General features: G+C 45.9%; 24 protein-coding genes and 1 tRNA gene. 4 read left to right on the top strand and 21 right to left on the bottom strand.

The window, feature by feature from the left end; translation table 11 throughout:
* Window positions 1–126: 126 nt before the first annotated feature.
* The 5 genes from M3593_RS12120 to rpoN all read right to left on the bottom strand — a co-directional run bounded on the left by M3593_RS12120 (window position 127) and on the right by rpoN (window position 5407).
* Window positions 127–1311 carry a phosphoglycerate kinase gene (locus M3593_RS12120; protein ID WP_251542960.1) on the bottom strand — a complete coding sequence of 395 codons (1185 nt, stop codon included), beginning with the start codon at window positions 1309–1311 and terminating at the stop codon, window positions 127–129.
* A 129-nt stretch (window positions 1312–1440) separates the two neighbouring features.
* Window positions 1441–2448, bottom strand: coding sequence for a type I glyceraldehyde-3-phosphate dehydrogenase (gene gap, locus M3593_RS12125; RefSeq protein ID WP_079506865.1), 1008 nt, complete (start codon window positions 2446–2448; stop codon window positions 1441–1443).
* 50 nt (window positions 2449–2498) lie between these two features.
* A complete protein-coding gene (locus tag M3593_RS12130; RefSeq protein WP_251542962.1) occupies window positions 2499–3524 on the bottom strand; it encodes a sugar-binding transcriptional regulator in 1026 nt (341 codons plus the stop codon).
* Window positions 3525–3647: 123 nt separating this feature from the next.
* Window positions 3648–3908, bottom strand: a complete 261-nt coding sequence (locus tag M3593_RS12135; RefSeq protein ID WP_144477882.1) for a glutaredoxin family protein — start codon at window positions 3906–3908, stop codon at window positions 3648–3650.
* Window positions 3909–4063: 155 nt separating this feature from the next.
* A complete protein-coding gene (gene rpoN, locus M3593_RS12140) occupies window positions 4064–5407 on the bottom strand; it encodes an RNA polymerase factor sigma-54 (protein ID WP_144477884.1) in 1344 nt (447 codons plus the stop codon).
* Window positions 5408–5631: 224 nt separating this feature from the next.
* On the opposite strand from rpoN, the gene M3593_RS12145 reads away from it, so the two are divergent.
* On the top strand, window positions 5632–6231 hold the full coding sequence (locus tag M3593_RS12145; protein ID WP_144477886.1) for a TetR/AcrR family transcriptional regulator: 600 nt from the start codon (window positions 5632–5634) through the stop codon (window positions 6229–6231).
* 151 nt (window positions 6232–6382) lie between these two features.
* Window positions 6383–6541 (top strand): anti-repressor SinI family protein, encoded by a 159-nt coding sequence (locus M3593_RS12150; RefSeq protein ID WP_144477888.1) that lies wholly within the window; start codon window positions 6383–6385, stop codon window positions 6539–6541.
* Between the two features lie 155 nt (window positions 6542–6696).
* On the opposite strand, the gene M3593_RS12155 is transcribed toward M3593_RS12150, so the two are convergent.
* Window positions 6697–6768 (bottom strand) — tRNA-Arg (locus M3593_RS12155).
* 361 nt (window positions 6769–7129) lie between these two features.
* Between M3593_RS12155 and clpP the strand changes: the two genes are divergently transcribed.
* A complete protein-coding gene (gene clpP / locus M3593_RS12160) occupies window positions 7130–7735 on the top strand; it encodes an ATP-dependent Clp endopeptidase proteolytic subunit ClpP (protein ID WP_251542964.1) in 606 nt (201 codons plus the stop codon).
* Window positions 7736–7790: 55 nt separating this feature from the next.
* Here the strand turns inward: clpP and M3593_RS12165 are convergent, their stop codons facing one another.
* The 7 genes from M3593_RS12165 to M3593_RS12195 all read right to left on the bottom strand — a co-directional run bounded on the left by M3593_RS12165 (window position 7791) and on the right by M3593_RS12195 (window position 14778).
* Entirely contained in the window at window positions 7791–8048 is a 258-nt protein-coding gene (locus M3593_RS12165; RefSeq protein ID WP_144477890.1) for an HPr family phosphocarrier protein, read from the bottom strand.
* Between the two features lie 19 nt (window positions 8049–8067).
* Window positions 8068–9015: a DNA-binding protein WhiA gene (gene whiA, locus M3593_RS12170; RefSeq protein ID WP_144477892.1), complete on the bottom strand. Its 948-nt coding sequence runs from the start codon at window positions 9013–9015 to the stop codon at window positions 8068–8070.
* A 106-nt stretch (window positions 9016–9121) separates the two neighbouring features.
* Entirely contained in the window at window positions 9122–10105 is a 984-nt protein-coding gene (locus M3593_RS12175) for a gluconeogenesis factor YvcK family protein (RefSeq protein ID WP_251542966.1), read from the bottom strand.
* The gene (gene rapZ / locus M3593_RS12180) at window positions 10102–10995 is read right to left on the bottom strand and encodes an RNase adapter RapZ (RefSeq protein ID WP_251542967.1); all 894 of its coding nucleotides are present in this window, start codon (window positions 10993–10995) and stop codon (window positions 10102–10104) included. The genes M3593_RS12175 and rapZ overlap by 4 nt, the downstream gene beginning before the upstream one ends.
* A gap of 83 nt (window positions 10996–11078) precedes the next feature.
* Window positions 11079–11537 carry an NUDIX hydrolase gene (locus M3593_RS12185; RefSeq protein WP_144477898.1) on the bottom strand — a complete coding sequence of 153 codons (459 nt, stop codon included), beginning with the start codon at window positions 11535–11537 and terminating at the stop codon, window positions 11079–11081.
* 560 nt (window positions 11538–12097) lie between these two features.
* Entirely contained in the window at window positions 12098–13048 is a 951-nt protein-coding gene (gene trxB, locus M3593_RS12190; RefSeq protein ID WP_251542968.1) for a thioredoxin-disulfide reductase, read from the bottom strand.
* Window positions 13049–13269: 221 nt separating this feature from the next.
* Window positions 13270–14778, bottom strand: a complete 1509-nt coding sequence (locus tag M3593_RS12195) for a tetratricopeptide repeat protein (protein WP_251542970.1) — start codon at window positions 14776–14778, stop codon at window positions 13270–13272.
* Window positions 14779–15256: 478 nt separating this feature from the next.
* On the opposite strand from M3593_RS12195, the gene M3593_RS12200 reads away from it, so the two are divergent.
* On the top strand, window positions 15257–16228 hold the full coding sequence (locus M3593_RS12200; protein WP_251542972.1) for a nuclease-related domain-containing protein: 972 nt from the start codon (window positions 15257–15259) through the stop codon (window positions 16226–16228).
* Between the two features lie 25 nt (window positions 16229–16253).
* Here the strand turns inward: M3593_RS12200 and hisIE are convergent, their stop codons facing one another.
* The 8 genes from hisIE to M3593_RS12240 form a co-directional block, all read right to left on the bottom strand.
* A complete protein-coding gene (gene hisIE / locus M3593_RS12205; protein ID WP_251542973.1) occupies window positions 16254–16898 on the bottom strand; it encodes a bifunctional phosphoribosyl-AMP cyclohydrolase/phosphoribosyl-ATP diphosphatase HisIE in 645 nt (214 codons plus the stop codon).
* Window positions 16895–17653 (bottom strand): imidazole glycerol phosphate synthase subunit HisF, encoded by a 759-nt coding sequence (hisF, locus tag M3593_RS12210; RefSeq protein ID WP_144477908.1) that lies wholly within the window; start codon window positions 17651–17653, stop codon window positions 16895–16897. The genes hisIE and hisF overlap by 4 nt, the downstream gene beginning before the upstream one ends.
* The gene (hisA, locus tag M3593_RS12215) at window positions 17653–18384 is read right to left on the bottom strand and encodes a 1-(5-phosphoribosyl)-5-[(5-phosphoribosylamino)methylideneamino]imidazole-4-carboxamide isomerase (protein ID WP_251542975.1); all 732 of its coding nucleotides are present in this window, start codon (window positions 18382–18384) and stop codon (window positions 17653–17655) included. Before hisA ends, hisF begins: the two co-directional genes overlap by 1 nt.
* Window positions 18381–19022 carry an imidazole glycerol phosphate synthase subunit HisH gene (gene hisH / locus M3593_RS12220; protein WP_251542977.1) on the bottom strand — a complete coding sequence of 214 codons (642 nt, stop codon included), beginning with the start codon at window positions 19020–19022 and terminating at the stop codon, window positions 18381–18383. The genes hisA and hisH overlap by 4 nt, the downstream gene beginning before the upstream one ends.
* Before the next feature lie 88 nt (window positions 19023–19110).
* On the bottom strand, window positions 19111–19698 hold the full coding sequence (gene hisB, locus M3593_RS12225; RefSeq protein ID WP_251542979.1) for an imidazoleglycerol-phosphate dehydratase HisB: 588 nt from the start codon (window positions 19696–19698) through the stop codon (window positions 19111–19113).
* 25 nt (window positions 19699–19723) lie between these two features.
* The gene (hisD, locus tag M3593_RS12230) at window positions 19724–20989 is read right to left on the bottom strand and encodes a histidinol dehydrogenase (protein WP_251542982.1); all 1266 of its coding nucleotides are present in this window, start codon (window positions 20987–20989) and stop codon (window positions 19724–19726) included.
* A 29-nt stretch (window positions 20990–21018) separates the two neighbouring features.
* Window positions 21019–21642 carry an ATP phosphoribosyltransferase gene (gene hisG, locus M3593_RS12235; RefSeq protein WP_144477918.1) on the bottom strand — a complete coding sequence of 208 codons (624 nt, stop codon included), beginning with the start codon at window positions 21640–21642 and terminating at the stop codon, window positions 21019–21021.
* A complete protein-coding gene (locus tag M3593_RS12240) occupies window positions 21639–22814 on the bottom strand; it encodes an ATP phosphoribosyltransferase regulatory subunit (protein WP_251542984.1) in 1176 nt (391 codons plus the stop codon). Before M3593_RS12240 ends, hisG begins: the two co-directional genes overlap by 4 nt.
* Window positions 22815–23016: the final 202 nt, after the last annotated feature.

The raw sequence follows: 23016 nt of genomic DNA on the forward strand, positions 1-23016 counted from the left end.
GCTGTTTACACAGCGTTTGCAACTTTAAAATTACCCTCTGGATGTTGGGTCTTACATTGCGGGCGGGGCATCAGTCATCAGGATCCGCACCCTTACACTTCTGCAGCACCGCTCCGAAATAAAATTTTACTTATCGTTCAATGCGACTACTCCTGGCAGCTGCTTGCCTTCCATGAATTCAAGTGAAGCGCCGCCGCCTGTGGAGATGTGGCTCATTTTTTCAGCCAGTCCGAACTTCTCGACTGCTGCTGCAGAGTCGCCCCCGCCGATGACTGAATATGTATCGCTTGCATCGGCTAATGCTTGTGCTACTGCTTTTGTTCCTTCTGCGAACTTATCGATTTCGAATACACCCATTGGTCCGTTCCAGATAACCAGTTTGGACTTCTGGATGACATCGCGGTAAGTTTCAGCTGTCTTCGGTCCGATATCAAGAGCTTCCCAGTCTGCAGGAATTTCTTCGATTGCTACGACCTTTGTATTTGCATCCGCAGAAAAATCATCGGCAACGATTGCGTCAACCGGCATGTAGAAGTTCACGCCTTTTGCCTTTGCTTTTTCCATGAAGCTTTTAGCCAATTCAATTTTATCTTCTTCTAAAAGAGATTTGCCGATTTCGTGGCCCTGTGCTTTTACGAATGTATAAGCAAGTCCGCCCCCGATGATCAGGTTATCTACTTTTTCCAACAGGTTATCGATGACGCCGATTTTGTCTTTTACCTTCGCGCCGCCAATGATCGCTGTGAAAGGACGCTCTGGGTTTGACAATGCTTTTCCAAGTACTTCAAGCTCTTTTTCCATCAGGAAGCCAGAGACAGCTGGAATGTACTTTGCGATGCCTTCTGTTGAAGCATGTGCACGGTGTGCAGCTCCGAATGCATCGTTTACGTATACATCTGCAAGCTCTGCAAATGCTTTTGCAAGTTCAGGATCATTCTTCTCTTCGCCTGGATAGAAACGGACATTCTCAAGAAGCAGGACATCGCCCTCGTTCATGCTGTCGATTTCAGATTTTACAGAGTCGCCGTAAGCTTCATCTGTTTTCTTTACATCCTTGCCTAGCAGCTCAGACAAACGCTTTGCTACTGGAGTCAAACGCAATTCTTCAACAGCCTGCCCTTTTGGACGGCCAAGGTGGCTTGCAAGAAGGACTTTTGCACCCTGATCAACAAGGTACTTGATTGTTGGCAGCGCTGCACGGATCCTTGTTTCATCCGTAACCTGTCCATCCTTCATCGGCACGTTGAAATCAACGCGGCAAAAAACTCGTTTTCCTTTTACATCCACATCTTTTACTGTCTTTTTGTTCAAGGCTAGAGACCTCCTTTAAAATAGCGCATATGCGCGATTAAGCAGAAAAAGAGGAGAGGGAATTTACCCCGCTCCCCTTTTCATCCCACTACATTATAGTCGTAAATGGATGGTTAATCCAATATTTGCTTACAGACCTTTTTTAGCGATGAAATCAACCAGGTCAACTACACGGTTAGAGTAGCCAGACTCGTTGTCATACCAAGAGATAACTTTTACCATGCTGCCTTCCATAACCATTGTTGAAAGTGCATCGATTGTAGAAGAGTTTGCACAGCCATTGTAGTCGCTAGATACTAGTGGCTCTTCGCTGTATCCAAGGATACCTTTAAGCTCGTTTTCAGATGCTTTCTTGAATGCAGCATTGATTTCTTCAACTGTTACGTCTTTTTCAAGCTCAGCAACAAGGTCAACTAGTGAAACGTTTGGAGTTGGAACACGCATTGCTCCACCGTTCAATTTGCCTTTAAGTTCAGGCAATACTAGTGAAACTGCTTTTGCAGCACCAGTTGTTGTAGGAATGATGTTTTCCGCAGCTGCACGCGCACGACGGTAGTCTTTGTGCGGAAGGTCAAGAATTTGCTGGTCATTTGTGTATGAGTGAACAGTTGTCATCATACCGCGCTTGATTCCGAAGTTGTCGTTCAGAACTTTCGCAAATGGAGCCAGGCAGTTTGTTGTACAAGATGCATTAGAGATTACGTGGTGGTTAGCTGCATCGTACTTGTCGTCGTTAACACCCATAACGATTGTGATATCTTCGTCAGATGCCGGAGCAGAAATGATGACTTTCTTTGCGCCTGCTTCAAGGTGTTTAGCAGCGTCTGCACGCTTTGTGAAACGGCCAGTAGATTCTACTACTACTTCTACGCCAAGGTCGCCCCAGCCAAGTTGAGCTGGATCTCTTTCAGCAAGTACTTTCACTTTGTGGCCGTCAACTACAAGGTAGTCACCGTCAACTGTGATTTCTTCGTTCAATGTTCCGTGAACAGTATCATATTTTAAAAGGTGAGCAAGCATGTTTGCATCAGTTAAATCGTTAACTGCAACTACTTCCACATTAGGGTTCTTCAATGCCGCGCGGAAAACTACGCGTCCAATACGTCCAAATCCGTTAATACCAACTTTTACTGCCATGAGTATTTCCTCCTTTGATTCCTATAAAAGGTGTTGTTTATATTAAGGTGTTACCCTTGTAACAATGTTTTAGCGGCTCCTTCATCCGTGACCAGGATGGTCGAGGAAGGCGCCTGTTTCATATAGGACCTGATCGCCTTTGCCTTTGACTGTCCGCCGGCAACCGCAATGATATTGCCTATATTTGCGAGATCATCCAGCTGAAGGCCAATCGTCAGCACTTTGTGGACGATTTCACCCTCTTCATTGAAATAATAGCCAAAAGCCTCGCCGACTGCTTTTCCATCAAGGATTTTCTGCAAATCCTCAGGGCTGGTATTACGGCGTTCCGCCATTGTAATAGCGTCTCCAATACCATGTAAAACCATGCTCGCTGATTTAACCAAATTCCATACTTCATAAATCAGCGGTTCTTTGATGAAGGACTTGTAAACTTCGGTGCTGACTTGGTCCGGTACATAAAATACCCGATTGCGGGAATTCGTATTATCCGCCATGATCGCGCAAACCGTGTTGGCCTGATTCTTGACGTCCTCGCCGATTCCGCCCCTTGCCGGCACGAAAACTAAATCCTTTTCGCCAAAGTCGGGAGTAAGGCTTTCCGCCACAGCCGCCATAGTCGATCCTCCGGTTACCGCAATGACATCATTGCTTTTTAGGAGCTCTTTCATACTATTGGCTGTCGCACGCCCCAGCTCACTTTTCACCCATGGCGACTTGTCGCTGTCCCCCGGGACAACTATGACCCTTCGAATGCCCATGCGCTTTTCGAGCTGATACTCTAATGTGTTTATACCCATTATGTCCCGCATTACTCTATCAAGACTTTCCAGTATATCTTTTCCCTCTTTGGTCAGCGTCATTCCCGAAACCGACATCGAGATCAGATCCTGGTCTTTCAAAAACTCCACCTCAGAACGCAAAACCCGTTCAGTCAAATTCAGGCTGACCGAAAGATTTCTCCTGCCAACAGGCTGCATCACATTTATGTATTGGAGGATGAGGTATCGTTTTTGCATAACTTGCAATAAATCGGGCAATATTCTTTTTTGAATATCAATGAGCGAAAAGTCCATGTTGATATTCTCCTTTATAAGTGATGGACGTTAAATGTCCCGCCAAGACATATTATGTCCCACTCGCGGTAAAAAAAATCACCCCTGCTACAGATTTCATTCTAACAGGAGTGAAAACCTTAATCAACCAATAAACTCAAGGTTTTTTCGTGAAAACGCTTCACTTATGAATTTTTTGTTAATAATCCCGTATTGAAGCTCCTCGCCGTCCAATTCGATGACCGGAATCATGATTCCATACTTCTCGACAAGCTCATCATCGAGGTCGATATTGATCTCTTCTATTGTAAAATTCCAGTTTTGCTGCAGTTCTTCTAGTATTTCCCGTGCAGTCTCACATAAATGGCAGCGCGGTCGGGAATAAAGTTTGACTGTTTTTTTCATTTCTGGCTCCTTTGACTGAGTGGAATCTTATTTAATCGCAAACATTTGGTTTTATTAGGAAATACAGAAGCTTTATTCGCAAATTACGGGGCTTTATTCGCAAAACGGAAATATCATCCATATCACCAACAGGTTCAACGTGAATTTGCTATACCCTAATCAAATCGTTTCCGTTTCGAAGAGGATGGAATCCCCAGCTGGTCGCGGTATTTCGCGACGGTTCTCCGCGACACGACCATCCCTTCACGATCCTCGAGCATTTCAACGATAGCCTGGTCGGAAATCGGCTTTCTTTTATCTTCTTCCTTTATATAGTTCTCGATTGCCGCCTTTACAGTTTGCGATGAGGCCTGGTCGTTCTCGGTGGTGGCAACCCCACTTGTAAAGAACGATTTCAATTCATAGGTTCCGCATGGTGTCTGCATGTATTTTTCACGTACAGTCCGGCTGACGGTTGATTCGTGGATCTCCAGCTCATCCGCCACCTCCCTCATCGTCATCGGATTCAGGTGGGAAGGACCTTTCATGAAAAAGTCCGGCTGTTTTTCGATGATCTTTGCGGACACCTTCACCAGCGTTTCCTTGCGTTGTTCGAGGCTGCGGCGGATCCACTGATAATCCCCCTGCTTTTCCTGGAGGAATTTATTGACTTCCTGATCCTTATGCTGTGATAGCTGTCGGTAATAGCCATCGTTAAAAGAGACTTTCGGAATCAAAGCATCATATACGCTTACGGAAAGTTCATCACCTTCACGTTTCACCACTACATCCGGAACAATATAGGCTGGCTTTCCACGCTGGAAAGCTGCCCCTGGTTTCGGATTAAGCTTTTGGATCTCGTCATGGACCTTCTGGATATCCTTCAATTCTATATTCAGCATTTTCGAGAGTGCTTTCCACTTTTTTTCAGCAAAGAGAAGGAAATGGTCACGGATGATCGTGATCGCCAGTTGATTGGCTGAGGTCCGCTTCTGCCTTGTCAACTGGAGCAGCAGGCACTCCTGAAGGTCTCCTGCCGCAATACCGGCAGGATCCAATGATTGCAGCTTGAAATAGGCGGAATCAATGATTTCCTCATCCACAGCAAACCTTTTTGCAAGATCATTGCGATCCATTTTCAAGTAACCGTTTTCATCTATATTTTCAATCAACACTGGTAATATCAGTTTTTCCTCTGGCGATGCTTTTAAGGAGTTTAGCTGGGCATGAAGATATTCTTCAAGCGTCTCACTCTCGCCAGAACCAATCTGTTCAATCAAATTTTTCTGGTCACGTTCGAATGTCCTTTTTGTACTTTTTCTCTTACGATCCATATTCGAATCAAAGTTAGTGATATTTTTAAAGTCTACTTGCAGCAGGGGATTTTCCATCGATTTAGCTTCAAGAAAAGCCGCAAGCTCATGGGCTGAGTACTGCAAAAGCGCAATTGCCTGAGTCAGCTCCTGAGTCATCGCCAATTTTAACGTCTGTTTTTGAAACAATCCAGCTTTCAGATCCATCTAAATCACCCCTGCACTCATTTTACATGATAAACGGGGTTTGGTGTATGGAAAGAATTTGGCTTGACAAGAAAACCCTCATGTTTTACCAGTGTCAATAGTATTAACGAAAAAAGATAAATATGTAAGGCGGTTTTACTTTATTATCTGAAATTTCAGTTGACTCAGTGATATTAATTATAAGATAATACTACTGAGTAATATATTTTAGAAGGTGTTATTAAATGAGTAAAAGAGGCAGGAAGAAAGGGGCTAGCGGTGAACAAAGCCGGGCTTTGCTGCTTACAATCGCAGCAGAAGAGTTTGCCCAAAAAGGATATTACGAAACCAAAATCAGCACAATCGTTCAAAGGGCAGGCTTAACCCAGCCAACATTCTACCTTTACTTTAAAAGTAAAGAGGCAATTTTTAAGGAATTAATCGACTCGTTTCGCAAAAGGCTTTTTCATCTCACAAAAGAAAGTCGATTAGAACCCGGAATTAATCCTGACTCCTTATCAACGACGATCAGTAAAGGCTTAACAGGAATCTTTACTTTCTTTATTGAGAATCAAGATTTAACACTCATTGGTTTCTATCATCCTCAAGAGTCTAAAGAATTGAAAAAACAGTTAGCGGTCCAAATAAGAGAAAACTTAATGTTTGAAGCTGAAAATGGTATTTTTCAGTCTGAACTCGACATGGATTTGGTGTCAGATATTTTGATTGGCATTATCGAGCGCCTCACGATGACCAAATTATTTCCCGGCATAAAAACTCCTGAAGAACTTTCTTCTGAGATTGTTCAACTTCTTCTAAACGGAATGTTACCGAAAAGCGTCTGATCATTTTTCGCTATTGGAATTGACCCTTGCATCGCCATAATTACATCTCCTTGAATACCACTGGATTGGCGAACGCCAAAAATCACTGAATACCTTTGGAAAAATCAAATCGATTTGGAAAAGACCTAATTTGAGTGGAGGAGAATGAATCATGGAAAGAGAGTTAGAACAAGAGTGGTTGTACTTAATGATGCAGGCTAAACAAATGGGGATTCCTATAGAGGAGGTCCGGCAGTTTCTCCAGCAGGGTTCTTTAGAAGACGTCTCATACCAAAAATCTAAATCGGAGTTTTTACGGCCGAGTCCTTAAAACACATGCGATTTCGCATGTATGGGTAAAACAAAAATCCCTTTCCTCAGGGATTGTACCCATAGGGTTAGCAGCAGTTGAATGAATACCAAAACAAAAAAAGTTCCCATGCTTGTATATAAAACATACAAACATAGGAACTCATTTTTTTGTAACGCCCTCGGCAGGAATCGAACCCACATCTCAAGAACCGGAATCTTACGTGCTATCCGTTGCACCACGAGGGCATGTTTGAAGTTAGCGTTACGCTTACCTATTATAGGATAAGTCTTCACGGTTTGCAAGAATGATTTTTTGCCAGCAGTGCAAGCCCTTTGTTTAAAAATGACAATCTTGGGTAAGATGGATACGGTACAGTAAATTGGAATATAAATATTGTCGAACAGTTTATGCAGGCTTTAAAAGCGATTCGTTTGACCTTTATTGACCATGCGTGTATCATTAAACTACATAGGTGTTCTGGCAAACGAACCAGTTTATGCCAGCCTGCAATCTGTCTATTTAAGGGCAGTCATTTGCTTTAAAAAGGGACTATAAAACCTATTTTAAAGCGGTGAAATGATTTTACGTTAAAGGAGGAAAACAAACATGAACTTGATTCCTACAGTTATTGAACAAACGAATCGGGGCGAAAGGGCATATGATATTTATTCCCGCCTTTTAAAGGATCGCATCATTATGCTGGGAAGCGGCATTGATGACAATGTTGCTAACTCAATCGTAGCCCAGCTGCTTTTCCTGGAAGCTGAAAATCCGGAAAAAGACATTTCCATCTACATCAATAGCCCGGGCGGCAGCATCACTGCCGGTATGGCAATCTACGATACTATGCAGTTCATCAAGCCGGATGTACAGACAATCTGCATCGGTATGGCTGCATCCATGGGTGCATTCCTTCTGGCTGCCGGAACAAAAGGCAAGCGTTATGCACTTCCAAACGCCGAAGTCATGATCCACCAGCCACTTGGCGGTGCACAGGGACAGGCGACTGAAATCGAAATCGCTGCGAAGCGTATCCTTTTCCTTCGTGAAAAGCTGAATGGCATCCTTTCCGAGCGTACTGGCCAGCCGCTTGAAGTCATCGCGAAAGATACTGACCGCGACAACTTCATGACAGCTGAGCGTGCGAAGGAATACGGTCTTGTCGACCAGATCATCAGTCGCAACGTATTGGAAGAAAAAAAGGATAAATAATCAAAACCAAAACTCGCTCTTTAAACGGAGCGAGTTTTTTATGGTTCTTTTCAGCTTAATTTTCGTTCTGGATGTATTCAGCCAATTTCGACACGGCTTCTTCTTCGTCATTTCCATCCGCGATCAGGTTCACTGATGCGCCGGCACTTACTGCAAGACTCATCAAGCCCATGATGCTTTTTGCGTTTACCTTTTTCCCATCCTTCTCTAGAAAAATATCGGATGAGAACCTGTTTGCTTCCTGCACGAATAATGCAGCGGGACGTGCTTGCAGCCCAGTTTTCAATTTGACTTCCACTTGTTTTTCAACCATTGCTTTTCCTCCTCTATCCCTATTTATTTATAGTTTGCCCGGCACGCAGTTTATCTGCTATCTCATCAATTTTTCGCAGCCGGTGATTGATTCCTGATTTGCTGATACTTCCCCCGCTGACCATTTCGCCCAGCTCTTTCAGGGTGACATCCTGGTAATCGACACGGAGCTGAGCAATCTCCCTCAGCTTATCCGGTAAAATTTGCAGGCCGACTGTATCCCGTATGTAGCGGATATTCTCTACCTGTCTTAGGGCAGCCCCAATTGTTTTATTCAAGTTAGCCGTTTCACAATTTACGAGACGGTTAACCGAATTTCTCATATCACGGACAATCCGGATATCCTCAAAACGCAGCAGCGCATTATGGGCGCCAACGATGTTCAAGAACTCAGTGATTTTTTCCGCTTCCTTCAAGTAGGTGATAAATCCTTTTTTCCGTTCCAGCGTTTTGCTGTTGAGTCCAAACGTGTTCATCAACTCACATAATGAATCATTATGCTCCTGATACATCGAGGCAATCTCAAGATGGTAGGAGGAAGTTTCCGGGTTATTTACCGAACCTCCTGCAAGGAAAGCTCCTCTTAAATAAGAACGCTTACAACATTTCTTTTTCACCAATTCAGGTGAAATTTCATAGTTAATTTCAAAGCCTTCTCCTAAAATCTTTAAATCCTCCAAAATTTCTCTGGCTGATTCCTTCAGGCGGACAATATAAACATTATTTTTTTTCAGCCGCATCTTCTTTCGCACCAAAAGCTCTACCTGTACCTGATAGCTTTTCTTGATCAGGGTATAGATCCGCCTGGCAATCGCGGCATTTTCAGTCTGTACGTCTACGATGAGTTTGCGATTAGAGAAGGAAAGGGAACCATTCATCCGGATCAAAGCGGACAGTTCCGCATTGGCGCAGCAGCCCTTCACGTCAATATTCGTGAGTTCTTTTTTTGTTTCCGAAGCGAACGACACCTCTTCACCCCCTGGTTATTTGGTGCTGGCGCCCTTGTTCACGCAAGCGCAGCAGTTGTCTTTTTTAAAATCTTCTTTTCTCGAGACAAACGCTTGCATCCTATATCTACGCGTTATACCTCTTTTTGGTTTCATCTATTATCATAGAATATAAAATTTCTGAAACTTTTTTTGTATCATGCCTGATGACATTGCCATCCAGCTCTGCGATTTCATCCTGTACGACCTCGACTCCTAAAGAATTCAGCCGGTCCAGATCAAAAACGACAGGCTGGGCAAGCTCTTCCTTATATCGCAGCTCGACATCAGGAGGGATGGTCTCACTGTTTACCAAAATCGTATCGATAAAAGCACAATCCATATGATCATAAATCGCTTTAATATGGTCACTTGCCGCAAAATCATGCGTCTCTCCCGCCTGGGTCATCAGGTTGCAGATATACACCTTGCGCGCCTTCGCTTTGCATACTTCCTTGCCAAGCCTTTTCACGAGCAGGTTTGGCAGGATGCTTGTATATAAGCTGCCTGGTCCGATGACAATCAAATCTGCTTCCCTGATCGCCTGGAGCGTCTCAGGCAATGGCTTTACGCCTTCAGGATTCAGGAAAACCCGCTTGATTCTTTTCCCTGAGTAAGGAATTTTCGATTCGCCCCTGACAATGCTGTTATCCTCCATCACCGCATTCAGCATGACACTCCTGTTTGCTGCCGGCAGGACTTTTCCGCGCACATTCAGCACCTTGCTCATCTCCTGGATTGCATGGACGAAATTGCCGGTAATCGACGTCATCGCCGCCAGGATCAGGTTGCCGAGTGAGTGGCCAGATAATTCATTGGATGTATTGAAGCGATGCTGGAACATTTCTTCAATCAGCGGCTCCACATCCGAAAGGGCAGCCAGGACATTCCTGATATCGCCTGGAGGGGGAATCTGCATATCTTCCCGCAGGCGGCCCGAACTTCCGCCATCATCAGCCACTGTGACAATCGCAGTGATGTCGACCGGATGCTTTTTCAAGCCCCGGAGCAGGACTGGGAGGCCTGTTCCGCCTCCAATGATGACGATTCTTGGCAATCCATCTGTCATCATGTCGTAAGTCCCTTCCTTTTATCGATATCACGGTGTGTCACGCGGGTATGATAGTCTTTCTCGAAATATTTGGCGATATGTTCAGCCAGCGCTACTGAACGATGCTGGCCTCCCGTGCAGCCGATGGCGATGACCAGCTGCGCCTTGCCTTCCCGCTTATAATGCGGAAGCATGAAGCTCAAGAGGTCTAGCACCTTTTCAAGGAACTTGGATGTCTCGTTCCATTTTAAAACGTATGTCGATACATCTTCATCAAGACCAGTTTTTGGACGCATATGTTCAATATAATGCGGGTTCGGCAAGAAGCGGACATCGAAAACGAGGTCGGCATCTATCGGTAATCCATGCTTGAACCCAAAGGACATCACATTCACGGTAAAAATCGTCTTTTTGTTCACCGAGAACTCTTCAAGGATTTTTTCGCGGAGGTCCTTTGGTTTCATGCCGGTTGTTTTATAAATAAGCTGTGCTCGGCCCTTCAGTTCTTCCAGCAGCTCGCGTTCAAGCTGGATGCCTTCAAGCGGCAAGCCTGATGGAGCAAGTGGATGCGAACGTCTCGTTTCTTTATAACGGCGGACGAGTGTAGAGTCATCTGCATCCAGGAACAGCACCTGTGGCGTCACCCATGAAGTTTCCGCAAGTTCATCAAGCGCCTTGAACAGGGAATCAAAGAATTCGCGCCCGCGCAAATCCATGACCAATGCCACCTTATTCATTTTTGTGCCAGATTCCTTCATCAACTCAAGGAATTTCGGCAGCAATGTCGGCGGCAGATTGTCGACACAGAAAAAGCCAAGGTCCTCAAAACTCTGGATTGCGACCGTTTTCCCCGCGCCAGACATACCTGTTATGATGACCAGTTGGGTATCAGTAGTTGAACCGGTACTCATTTCTCTTCCCCCTGAAAATTAGTTATTAAGGCCTTTTCGTTGAAAGGCAGCCGCCAATACGAAAACAGCCATTTTTTATCGTATCAATTCGGATCGAGCCTGTAGCTGATCAGCTCAAAATCCGGTGTATAAGTAAAGTTGCCATAAATGATTCCTTGTCCATGAATCATATATTCAAGAATATGATAATCTCCTGCTGCCATTGGCAAATCCTTAATATCATCAAGCTCGTGCCAGGAAATGGTGCCTTCGTCGGAAACATCAAGATTGATCCCGTCTGCCTCAGTGGCATAAAAAGTGAACATCATCCACTCAGAAACTACCTGATCATCTTCCTTGATGACGAATGTGAAGATCCCTTTGATTTGGGGATTACGCAGGTAAATCCCTGTTTCTTCACGGAATTCCCTGACACAGGAATCCTTGACAGTCTCACCAGGTTCCATCTTTCCGCCAGGAGCCACCCACCAATTGCGGCGCGGCTTCTGCAAAAGCAAAATTTTATCCTCTTTCACTAAAACACAATTCGTGACGCGCTGCATCAAATCCACCTCTTCATCTATATGCGCAAGAAAAGTCCCGCCGCAAAAAGGGCGGTTCGTCTGCTTGTTTCTCATTTTAATGGATTCCGGACATATAAGCCTTTTAGCAAAATTTTCTATGAAACCACAGTCATTCGTCATTTGCCGGACATTTTATTCTTTCCATTATACTATTTTTAGTTTTTACCCACAATGAATAGAAAGATGATATTTTTGACAAGAAAAGTTCTTTTTATAAAGCGGGATAATTTTTATGAAGTGTAAAGACAATGACCCGCGAAAATTTCCCAATATAAAAAGTGTTATATTCGCTTGCAAATGCCTGTTTCATTTTTATGTATAAAAAAAGAGCACAGGATAACCTGTGCCGTCAAAGGATTATATTTTTAAAAGGGGGTCAATTTCTACTCCTATAATACCCCATGATTGTTTCACTACTGTTACAGAAGAATTAATAAATAATTACTTTTTGTTAATTTATGCCGCGGTGTGATGTTTTTTCCAGTTCTAATTAAATTAAAAGCCCGCCAAATCATTGCGGCGGGCCGGACATTTGTATATTAAGCGTTTGCTTTCAATTCCTCGATCAATTCCTCAACATAATGCTGGGCGTTTTGAGCAGCGATACTTCCGTCGCCTGTCGCGGTCACGATTTGGCGCAGCGTTTTTTCACGGATGTCACCAGCTGCAAAAATGCCGGGAACCTTTGTTTCCATTTGTTCATTCGTTTCGATGTAGCCGTTGCTGTTCGTGATGCCAAGGCTTTCGAATGGCTTAGTCAAAGGAACCATTCCGATGTAGATGAATACGCCATCAGCCGGGAACTCCTGTTCAGCACCATCCAGTGTGGATACAAGCGTCACGCTGCCGACTTTGCCATCTTTGTCATTGATTTGCTTGACTGTATGATTCCAGATGAAATCAATTTTGTCATTGGCAAATGCGCGGTCTTGAAGGATTTTTTGCGCACGAAGCTCATCACGGCGGTGAACGATCGTCACTTTTGAAGCGAAGCGAGTTAGGTAAACACCCTCTTCAACTGCGGAGTCTCCTCCACCGACAACGACAAGTTCCCTGTTTTTGAAGAATGCGCCGTCACAAACCGCACAGTAAGATACACCGCGCCCGCCAAGCTCCTGCTCGCCAGGAACGCCAAGCTTCTTGTACTCCGCACCAGCAGAGATGATGATGGAGCGGGCTTTGTATTCCTTGCTGCCAGCCTTGATGGTTTTATATTCTTTGCCGTCGATGACTTCTTTTACATCACCGTAAGCATATTCTGCACCGAATTTTTTCGCATGGTCAAACATTTTGGTTGAAAGCTCTGGGCCAAGAATGTGGTCAAAGCCTGGATAGTTTTCAACCTCTTCTGTATTCGCCATCTGGCCGCCTGGAACGCCGCGCTCAAGCATCAGTGTCGACAAGTTCGCGCGTGAAGTATAAACAGCAGCGGTCATCCCTGCCGGTCCGGCACCAATGATGATGACGTCGTAAATTTTCTCTTCTGACATGGTGTACAACTCCTTTGAATATCATAGTCCGCTAATTTCCGTAATCCATTCGGAAATAGTATTTCCTGCATAAACATATCCTATAAAACAAGTGCTGCATAGTCCAAAAATATGCTTAAGTTCACGGAATTGACATATATAGTTTCTAATACCCTTGATTGTATACTTTAAAAAGAAAAAAAGGATAAACTTTGCCTGCAGTTGCAGACTCAGTTTATCCTTCATATGCTGTCTTCTTCATGAAGAAACTCACTAGCCAAATTGATGTATTTGGACAGAGTGGATACGGATAATCCGTATTTCTTCGCGACTGCCGCTTTCGTCGTGCTGATATTTCTCAGCTTATCCCAGAGATAATCGACAGCTGCTGCCCATGCTTTCTTGTTTTTAAAATCGTAGCCGGCCTTTGCCGCCTGCTCGAATACCGAAAACCACATGATGTAGACGCCGGCTTCATTTTTGCTGATCGGCTGATGGTGGTCGTACAATAGCTTCGCCGTTTCATGCGCTCCCTTGACTTCTTCTTCCCTGCTGCTCAGTTTGCCGGAGGTTACATAGGCAAAATATGATTTTTCCATCTCCGTCATTTTATCCGTTGATGTATCCGCTGCGAGAATTTCTTTCTTCTTCGCTGATACAGATGTGAGGAATAGCGCAAAAAGGCGTTCCTCCGGATAATCACTGTTCAACTGGTTCAGTATCGCCGAAACCTGAGCTTCGAACTTCACGCCTTGCTTTTCTGCCCAGGGCTCCATTCCGTCCTTTTCCGGATTGTACTCGAGAACCTTTTTCCACGCTGTCCGTGCCGTATTTTCCCTGCCGGTAAAATATGACGCATGCGCCAGCCAGTAATAGAAAGCACCGTCGCCTTCAAAACCTGACTTTTGCAGCTTTTTCAGCCAGCGGTAAGCAAGTTCATATTCCCCGACCAGCGCGAACGTGGCACCAAGCTTGAACTGGTGCTCAACATGAATCGGATGGATTTTTTCCAGTGAATCCTTAAGATCCTGGCCTTCCTTCTCCTCGCCCTGGTAATGCGCAAATACAAGCGCATTGCAGAGCGCGTGCATGTTCCCGGGATTCTGCTCGAGCACATCATTCAGAATGTCACGGGCCTTGACCGTTTCCCCAAGGTAAAAATACGCCAGCGCCAAGTTATTGTATGCCGACCAATACTCCGGATACTCCTCGATGACCTCCTGGAAAATCTCGATCGCTCGCGGAAACTCCCCTGACTCGAGATGATTGCGCGCTTCCTCCTGCTTGACGATCAGGTCATCCTCTTCATAATAATCCTCATCCATTTCTTCCGCTTCCATAGTCAGAAGCTCCAGAAGGTCATTCGCATCCTCCGCGAACTCGCCGTCTTCATTCACTTCCAGGTATAAATTCGCATGCCTGAACGCATCGCGGAATAAACCCATATGAGCGTAATTATTCGCCAGGAAGTAATGGCACTCCGCCATGTTTTCATCCAGTTCTTCGAGGACCAAGTGCAAAAGACGGTTAGATTGCTGATAATCACCCAATTCCGACTGCACGATCGCCAGCTGGCAAACAATCATCGGCTCGCCCGGCTCAAGATGCATCGCACGCTCGAAATACTTCTCAGCCTTCTTCAGATCCCGCTTGTGGAAAGCCTTGACCCCTTTGGCGAAATAATACTCACCAGTAGGAACGAAAGACAGCAATTGGCCTTTTTGCTTCGTTGCTTTAGAGTCTTTTCCCATGTGATCCTCCTATTTTAGTAAAGCTATATCCGTTGAACCCTTTTAGTAAAATTAAATCCATTGTGCCTAGTGGTTTGTATAAGAATACACATACAGTGTTTTATCGAAGCAACTTTAACTAATGTAGTATAACATAAGGACAGATGGTTCGAGAAGGTGTGGGAGTGAAATTGTGGGTGGGGAGATTGATTTCTGGATTTGCGCGGATTATTGTGAATTCGACTCCATTTGGTGTGGAGACTATTTTAGAATGCGATTCCAATAGCGAGCCGTTTCACGGGAGTTGGTCGAATTAATGAGAAAAGTGGTCGAATTATCGTTAAATGTGGTCGAATAAATTAAAAATCCGCCAAATTAATCAAAAAAGTGGTCGAATAAATTTATTTTTCGCCAATAAGTTTATATCCCTCTTAATAAAGAAGGTGTTTTCGAGGATGGTATCGAATATAGAAGTAAAAATTTTAAGGAGTGATAGACTTTGATTGGCAAAACAAGAGAATATCCTAGAGAAATCATGATTTTAGAAGCCATAGTAAGGCGTTTTCCTTCAGATGACTTCAGAAAAACAGAATTCGAGAGGAAGCTCTACCGAAAAAGGGCAGGTTACAAAGGCGAAAAGGTGCTGGATTACTTCTTAGAGCAAATTGACCATACTGAAATGGTGATTTTAAACGATTTAAGAATCCAATTTAACAGTACCCACTTCCAAATCGATACCCTCATAATCACTCCTTATTTTCTCCTCATCATTGATTCCAAGAATTACGCAGGAACACTCATTTTCCTTCCAGAATTCAATCAGCTGATCAGAATCCAAAACGATATAGAAGAAGTTTTTCCTGATCCGATACTCCAGACAAAAAACCAGGCATATCAGTTAAAGGCTTTTCTTAATAAGCATCACTTTACGCCTCCGCCAATTGAATTTCTTGTAGCGATTAGCAATACGCAAGCCATCATTAAAAATCCCACCAATGACAAGGAAGTCAGTTACAGAGTCTTCAGGTCATCGAATGTTGCCTTCAAGCTTCCTCCTTTCTACCAAAAGCATACCCAGTCTCTCCTCACTAAAAATGACATGAAGAAAATCGCCAGACAATTAGTGAAGGCGCATGAACCATTGGTTCCCGACCCCAAAACAATGAATCTTCCATTTGAGAAAATGGTTAAGGGTGTGCAATGCCCTGCCTGCGAGACATTCGGCATGGATTACCATCAAGGGAAGTGGACTTGTAAAAATTGCGGACATAAAACTGGGGATGCGCATATTCAGGCATTGAGGGATTACTTCCTCATATACGGCCCTTCAATTAATAGTAAGCAATTCCGCGACTTCACGAATGTAAAATCATCTTCAACGGCAAAGCGACTTTTAACGAATATGGATTTGAACTTTCTTGGCACGACCAAAGGCCGGACATACTCTCCACGAAAAAGCTTCTTTGATTAATTGTTCACAGCAAAAAACCAGCGCATCACTCTCCTGCGCTGGGCTTCTTCCTTTTATTCAATACACCGAGTACTTCTTTCAGTGGAAGCTTTTGTTCCTGCAGCAGGACCATCAGGTGGTAAAGCAGGTCGGCGGCTTCCCACTTCAGTTCTTCGGGGTCGCGGTTTTTGGCGGCGATGATGACTTCAGCGGCTTCTTCTCCGACTTTCTTTAAAATCTTGTCGACGCCTTTTTCGAAAAGATAGGTGGTGTAGGCGCCTTCTGGCATGTCTTGTTCACGTTCGCGGATTGTTTTTTCCAGTTCAAGCATGACGGCGAAATCAGTTAAAGCTGTGTTTTCTGTGACAGTCTTATCGAGGAGGTTCTCCGAGAAACAGCTTTCCGCGCCTGTATGGCATGATGGACCAGCCGGTTCAACGAGAACGACCAATGCATCACCGTCGCAATCGTATTTGATTTCGACGATTTTCTGGGTATTCCCGCTTGTTGCGCCTTTATGCCAGAGCTCCTGGCGTGAACGGCTGTAGAACCAGGTCTCGCGTGTTTCGAGCGACTTGCCTAGCGATTCTTCATTCATATATGCAACAGTCAGCACTTCGCGGGTGGAAGCATCCTGAACAACTGCGGGAATCAATCCATTGTCACCGAACTTCAAGTCTTCTATCTTCATCGTACAGTCACTCCTTTTTCGCGCAGATGGAATTTCACTTCTTTTACAGATGTTTCACGGTAGTGGAAAATCGAAGCAGCGAGTGCAGCATCTGCTTTCCCTTCAACAAATGCATCGACAAAATGGTCCGCATTTCCTGCACCGCCTGAGGCAATCACCGGAACGGTTACCGCTTCACTGACCGCTCTCGTCAATGCGAGGTCAAAACCATTCTTTTCGCCATCGCTGTCCATGCTCGTCAGCAGGATTTCACCTGCACCAAGGCGAACGGCTTCCTTCGCCCAGTCGATAACTTTCCATTCTGTTGGCGTGCGTCCGCCATGGGTATACACTCGCCATGTACCGAGCTCCGGGTCATATTTCGCGTCGATTGCAACGACGATGCACTGGGCTCCGAAGAAATCAGAGCCTTCCGAAATCAGTTTCGGATTGTTCACAGCTGCCGTATTCAGTGACACTTTATCGGCACCAGAGCGGAGCATTCTCTTCATGTCCTCAAGGGTATTTATTCCCCCTCCTACTGTAAAAGGAATCGCCAGTTCGGAGGCTACTTCCCTGACAACCTCGACCATCGTCTTCCTGCCTTCGACAGACGCGGAAATATCAAGGAATACAAGCTCGTCTGCGCCCTGCTCATCATAGAATCTTGCAAGCTCAACCGGATCGCCGGCATCACGAAGCTGGACGAATTGGATTCCTTTTACGACACGGCCTTCTTTAACATCTAAACAGGGAATGATTCGCTTGCTCAGCATCAGGCATTCCCCATTTCCAGCGCAGCTTTTACCGAGAAACGGCCTTCATAGATGGCTTTGCCGACAATTGCGCCGCTGATGCCATCTTCGCCAAGCTGGCGGAGGGCCGCCAAATCGTCAAGCGTGCTGACACCGCCGGACGCGATGACACTTTTGCCTGTTTCCATTGCCAGCTGACGGGTTGCCTCGACATTCGGGCCGGCAAGCGTTCCGTCGGTTGCAATATCGGTAAAAATAAAAGTCTCTGCTCCGGCATCAGCGAATCTTTTGCCAAGCTCGACTGCACTTACTTCAGAAGTGTTAAGCCATCCGTGTGTTGCCACGAATCCATTTTTAGCATCAAGGCCGATTGCGATTCTCGCACCATACTTCCGGACCATTTCCTCAGCAAACCCGGGATTTGAAACAGCAATGCTGCCGATGATGACACGAGTGACGCCATTCTCAAGATAGTGGTTGATATCGTTTTCGCTGCGGATCCCGCCGCCGATCTGGACGTTCACGCCAAGCTCCTGAGCGGCCTGGATGACATACTGGTCATTGACACGCTTGCCATCTCTTGCACCGTCGAGGTCGACCATGTGAATCCACTCCGCTCCTTCAGCGGCGAATTTTTTTGCCATTTCAAAAGGGGAATCCCCATAGACAGTTTCTTTATCATAATCGCCCTGCAGCAGTCTTACACATTTTCCGCCGCGCATGTCGATTGCCGGGTAGATCGTGAATTTCATTGCTCAGACTTCCTTTCCGCTGCCAATTCCGTAAAATTACGGAGCAGCCCCATTCCCATGTCACTGCTTTTCTCCGGATGGAATTGCATGCCGTATATATTCCCTCTGCCAACGATTGCAGGCACTTCAATATCGTAATAGTCACCAACGGCAACCAGCACATCCTGCTCATCCGTTTTTACATAATAGGAATGGACGAAGTACACGTAATCCTCCTCAAGTGAAGCGAGCAATGGCGAATCACCGGTAAAACGGAGCTTGTTCCATCCCATATGCGGAACCTTATAGGCCTCGCCATCTGATGTTCGGCCGCTGAAACGCACGACTTTTCCGGGAAGGAGCCTGAGCCCTTTCGTCTTGCCATTCTCTGTGCTTTCTTCAAAAAGCAGCTGCATGCCAAGGCAAATGCCGAGCACAGGCTTGCCGGTCGCTGCGAAATCACGGATCATTTCAGCAAGTCCAGTCCGATTCAACACGTCCATCGCGTCACGGAATGAGCCAACGCCCGGAACGAGCAATGCATCTGCTTCCATTAATCCATCTTTATATTGTGAGATAAAATAGGGCGCATTCAGCCGTTCAAGCGCTTTGCTGACGCTGAACAGATTGCCCATGCCGTAATCGACGATGCCAATCATGGTTTAACTTCCTTCCGTTTGAAGATCTGTTTACAGCTTCCTTCTATTTGAAGACCTCTGTTCAGCTCCCTTTCAATTTATGAGATCTTTACAGCATCCCCTTCGTTGATGGAACGCCTTTTACGCGCGGGTCGATGGTCGTTGCTTCATCTAGCGCACGGCCAAGAGCTTTAAATACCGCCTCGATCATGTGGTGAGTATTTTTACCGTAATGGACGATGACATGCAGGTTCATCCTCGCTTCCAGCGCCAGTTTCCAAAGGAATTCATGGACCAGCTCGACATCGAATGTACCGACTTGCTGCGACGGGAATTCTGCGCGCATTTCAAGGTGCGGGCGGTTGCTTAAATCGATTACTACCTGGGCAAGTGCCTCATCCATTGGGACAAATGCGTTTCCGTAGCGTTTGATTCCCTTTTTATCGCCAAGTGCTTCACGGAGAGCCTGGCCGATGCAGATGCCGATATCTTCGGTTGTGTGGTGGCCATCAACTTCTACATCACCCTTGGCGTCCACAGACAAATCAAATTGCCCGTGCTTCGCGAATAGATCGAGCATGTGGGATAGGAAAGGTACGCCGGTTTCGAGAGAGGATTTCCCTTCCCCATCGATGCCAAACGTTAAATCTATTTTCGTTTCATTTGTATATCTGTTCACTGTTGCAGTCCGTTCCATTACCTTACCTCCGGATTAAAAATTCTTATTTCAGTCGAGATTCTACTGCACGGGCATGGGCTTCAAGCCCCTCAAGCCTTGCAAATTCAGCTATCTTCTCACCATTGGTGTTCATTGCTTGCTCACTGTATAAAATCACGCTTGATTTTTTCTGGAAATCCTCGACGCTGAGTGGACTCGAAAAGCGCGCTGTTCCATTCGTTGGCAGGACGTGGTTTGGTCCGGCAAAATAATCGCCAACAGGCTCCGAACTGTATCTGCCTAGAAAAATCGCTCCTGCATGCTTTATTTTGCCGAGCAATTCGACTGGATTTTCCGTGATGACTTCGAGATGCTCCGGGGCCAGCTGATTGATTGCTGCGATGGCTTCTTCCAAATCAGCGGCAACATAGATCGCTCCAAAGTCCTCAATCGCCGCTGTGGCGATTTCCTTTCGCGGTAAGTGCGACAGCTGTTTATACACCTCGTCCAGCACATCCTCTGCCAGAGTCCGTGATGTTGTCACCAGGACTGCACACGCACGCGGATCATGCTCCGCCTGGGAAAGCAGGTCAGCCGCAATCTCATTTGCACGTGCTGTATCATCAGCCAGGATGCCGATTTCACTTGGGCCGGCGATCATGTCGATTGCGACATCTCCGAACACTTCGCGCTTGGCGAGAGCGACATAAATATTGCCGGGACCGGTGATTTTATCGACCGGCTTGATCGTTTCTGTTCCATAAGCCATAGCTGCAATAGCCTGTGCTCCGCCGACTTTATAGATCTCTTTTACCCCGGCGATGTCGGCCGCAACCAGCACTCCTGCCGGAAGCTTTCCATTCTGTCCGGGTGGCGACACCATGACGATGCGTTCTACACCAGCCGTCTTGGCGGGAATAACGTTCATTAATACAGATGATGGGTATGCTGCAGTTCCTCCCGGGACATAGACACCGACAGAATCGAGCGGTGTCACCTTTTGGCCGAGCATTGTGCCATTTTCCTCTGTCGTCATCCATGAAGGCCGCAGCTGCTTTTCATGGTAATTACGAATATTCGCCGCCGCTTCGGTGATGATGTCCACCAACTGGCCGCTGACCGTTTTATAGGCTTCAGAAACCTCTTCTTCTGTTACTCGAATTTCATCAAGCGTCACTGAGTCGAATTTTTCGGTAAAAGCCCTTAGAGCCTGGTCGCCCGCAGCTCTGACTTCTTCTATGATTGCCTTTACAGCCTTGCGTTGGTCTTCCGTTCCGCCATCCACTGTCCGTTTGAGTGACAAATTGCCGTCTATCTGTAAAATTTCCACCGAAGATCAAATCCTTTCAGTTTCAACGATTAAATTACTTCATTAAGTCTTTTGATCAGTTCGCTGATGCGCTCATCCTTGATTCGGTAGCTGACTGGGTTCACGATCAGTCTTGAGGTCACGCCGGTGATTGTTTCGTATTCGACAAGGCCGTTCTCCTTTAGGGTCCTGCCGGTTGATACGATATCGACAATCCGGTCGGCGAGGCCAATCAGGGGAGCAAGCTCAATCGATCCATTTAATTTAATGATTTCGACCTGCTCACCCTGTTCGCGGAAATAAGCGGCAGCGATGTTTGGATACTTCGTCGCGATTTTCGGGGCGACATCGTTCATTTTTGTATCAGGCAGACCTGCGACAGCGAGGTAGCAGCCGCTGATTTTCAAATCGAGCAGCTCGTACACATCGCGTTCTTCCTCAAGCAGGACGTCCTTCCCGGCAATCCCGAGATCGGCGACACCATGCTCCACATATGTCGCCACATCCATTGGCTTGGCGAGGATAAAGCGGAAATTTTCTTCTTCAACATCGATAATCAGCTTGCGCGAATCATCGAATTCAGGAGGAAGATCGAACCCCGCGTTACGCAGCAGTTCGACTGCTTCGGTAAAAATCCTGCCCTTCGGCATCGCAATCGTCAGCTGTTCATTCATTGCGTTCCCTCCTTCCCTACAAGGAAAACGACATTGGCAAAAACATTCGAACACGCATCCAGATTACGGACTGCGCTGATGTCCTGCAGGACGATCTGTTCACCATCCGCCCTTCTTTGCGCGGCCAACTGGTAGGCTTCCTTTCTTCGTTCCGGACTGAAAAGGATGCAGGTGACAGGTTCTGATTCTCCAAGATCGCCGAGGCTTTCAAGCAGACGGTCCAGCCTGATGGCAAATCCTGTCGCTCCAGTTGTTTTGCCGAATTTCTCGAGTAATTTGTCGTAGCGCCCGCCATTGCCGATCGGAAAACCGACCATTCCGGCATAAACCTCGAATAGGATTCCTGTATAGTAGCTCATATGGCTGACAATTGTTAGATCGAACTTGATTCGGCTGCTTTCTCCAAAGTCCTCGATGACATCCCAGAGCAGCTTCAGTTCGTCAAGCGCCGCCCTGCCTTTCCCGTTCTCGACCAGTTCCAGCGCTTTGCCAATCACTTCAGGGCCGCCGCGCAATTCCAGGAAGGCAAGCAGCCTTTGCGAATCAATCGATGAAAGCGGCAGTGATTTGACATGCTCTCGATAGCCAACATAATTTTTCTCATATAAAAATTTTGTCAATTCCCTGGCGCGTTCTTCGTTGCCAAGGATCTGCACGAATAATTCGTTGACGAAGCCTACATGTCCAACTGAAAGCTGGAATTGTTCCAATCCTGCTTTTTTCAGCGAGGAAATCGCCAAAGCAATCATTTCGCCATCAGCACTGACAGAATCGTCCCCGATACACTCGACCCCGATTTGTTCAAACTCTGCCGGCCTGCCTCCTTCACGCTGCTGGGCACGGTAGACGTTCGCCGAATAAGCCAGTCTTAATGGTATCTGGTCTTTGTAAAGCTTGGACGCCGCAACCCTGGCGATCGGCGCAGTCATATCAGGGCGCAGCACCAGTGTGTGCCCCTGCTGGTCCAGCAGCTTGAACAATTGCTGATCCAATATTGCCGATGCCGTTCCGACCGTTTCGTAATATTCGAGGGCCGGTGTTTCGATGAACTGAAAACCCCAGCGTTTCATCTCCATTTCTATTGAGCTGCGGACCCTTTCCTTCGCTTCATGCAGCTCCGGCAGTGTATCCCGCATGCCAAGCGGTTTTTCAAACATGAATAATCTACTCAATATGGTCACCCTCTTCGTTGCCGATGTGGTTGGTTTATTTATTGGAACTCATTAGTTCGTTGCCTGTGCGGCTAACTTTTAATTTGATCATTTAGTTAACCTTGCTTCAGTCACTTGGTTTACTTTATATTTAACCATTTGTTTTTCTTTGCTTTAGTCACTTGGTTCACTTTTAATTTAATTATCGGAATCCTTTAGTTCG

This window comes from Mesobacillus sp. MER 48, assembly GCF_023714225.1.
GTDB lineage: Bacteria > Bacillota > Bacilli > Bacillales > Cytobacillaceae > Mesobacillus > Mesobacillus oceanisediminis_A.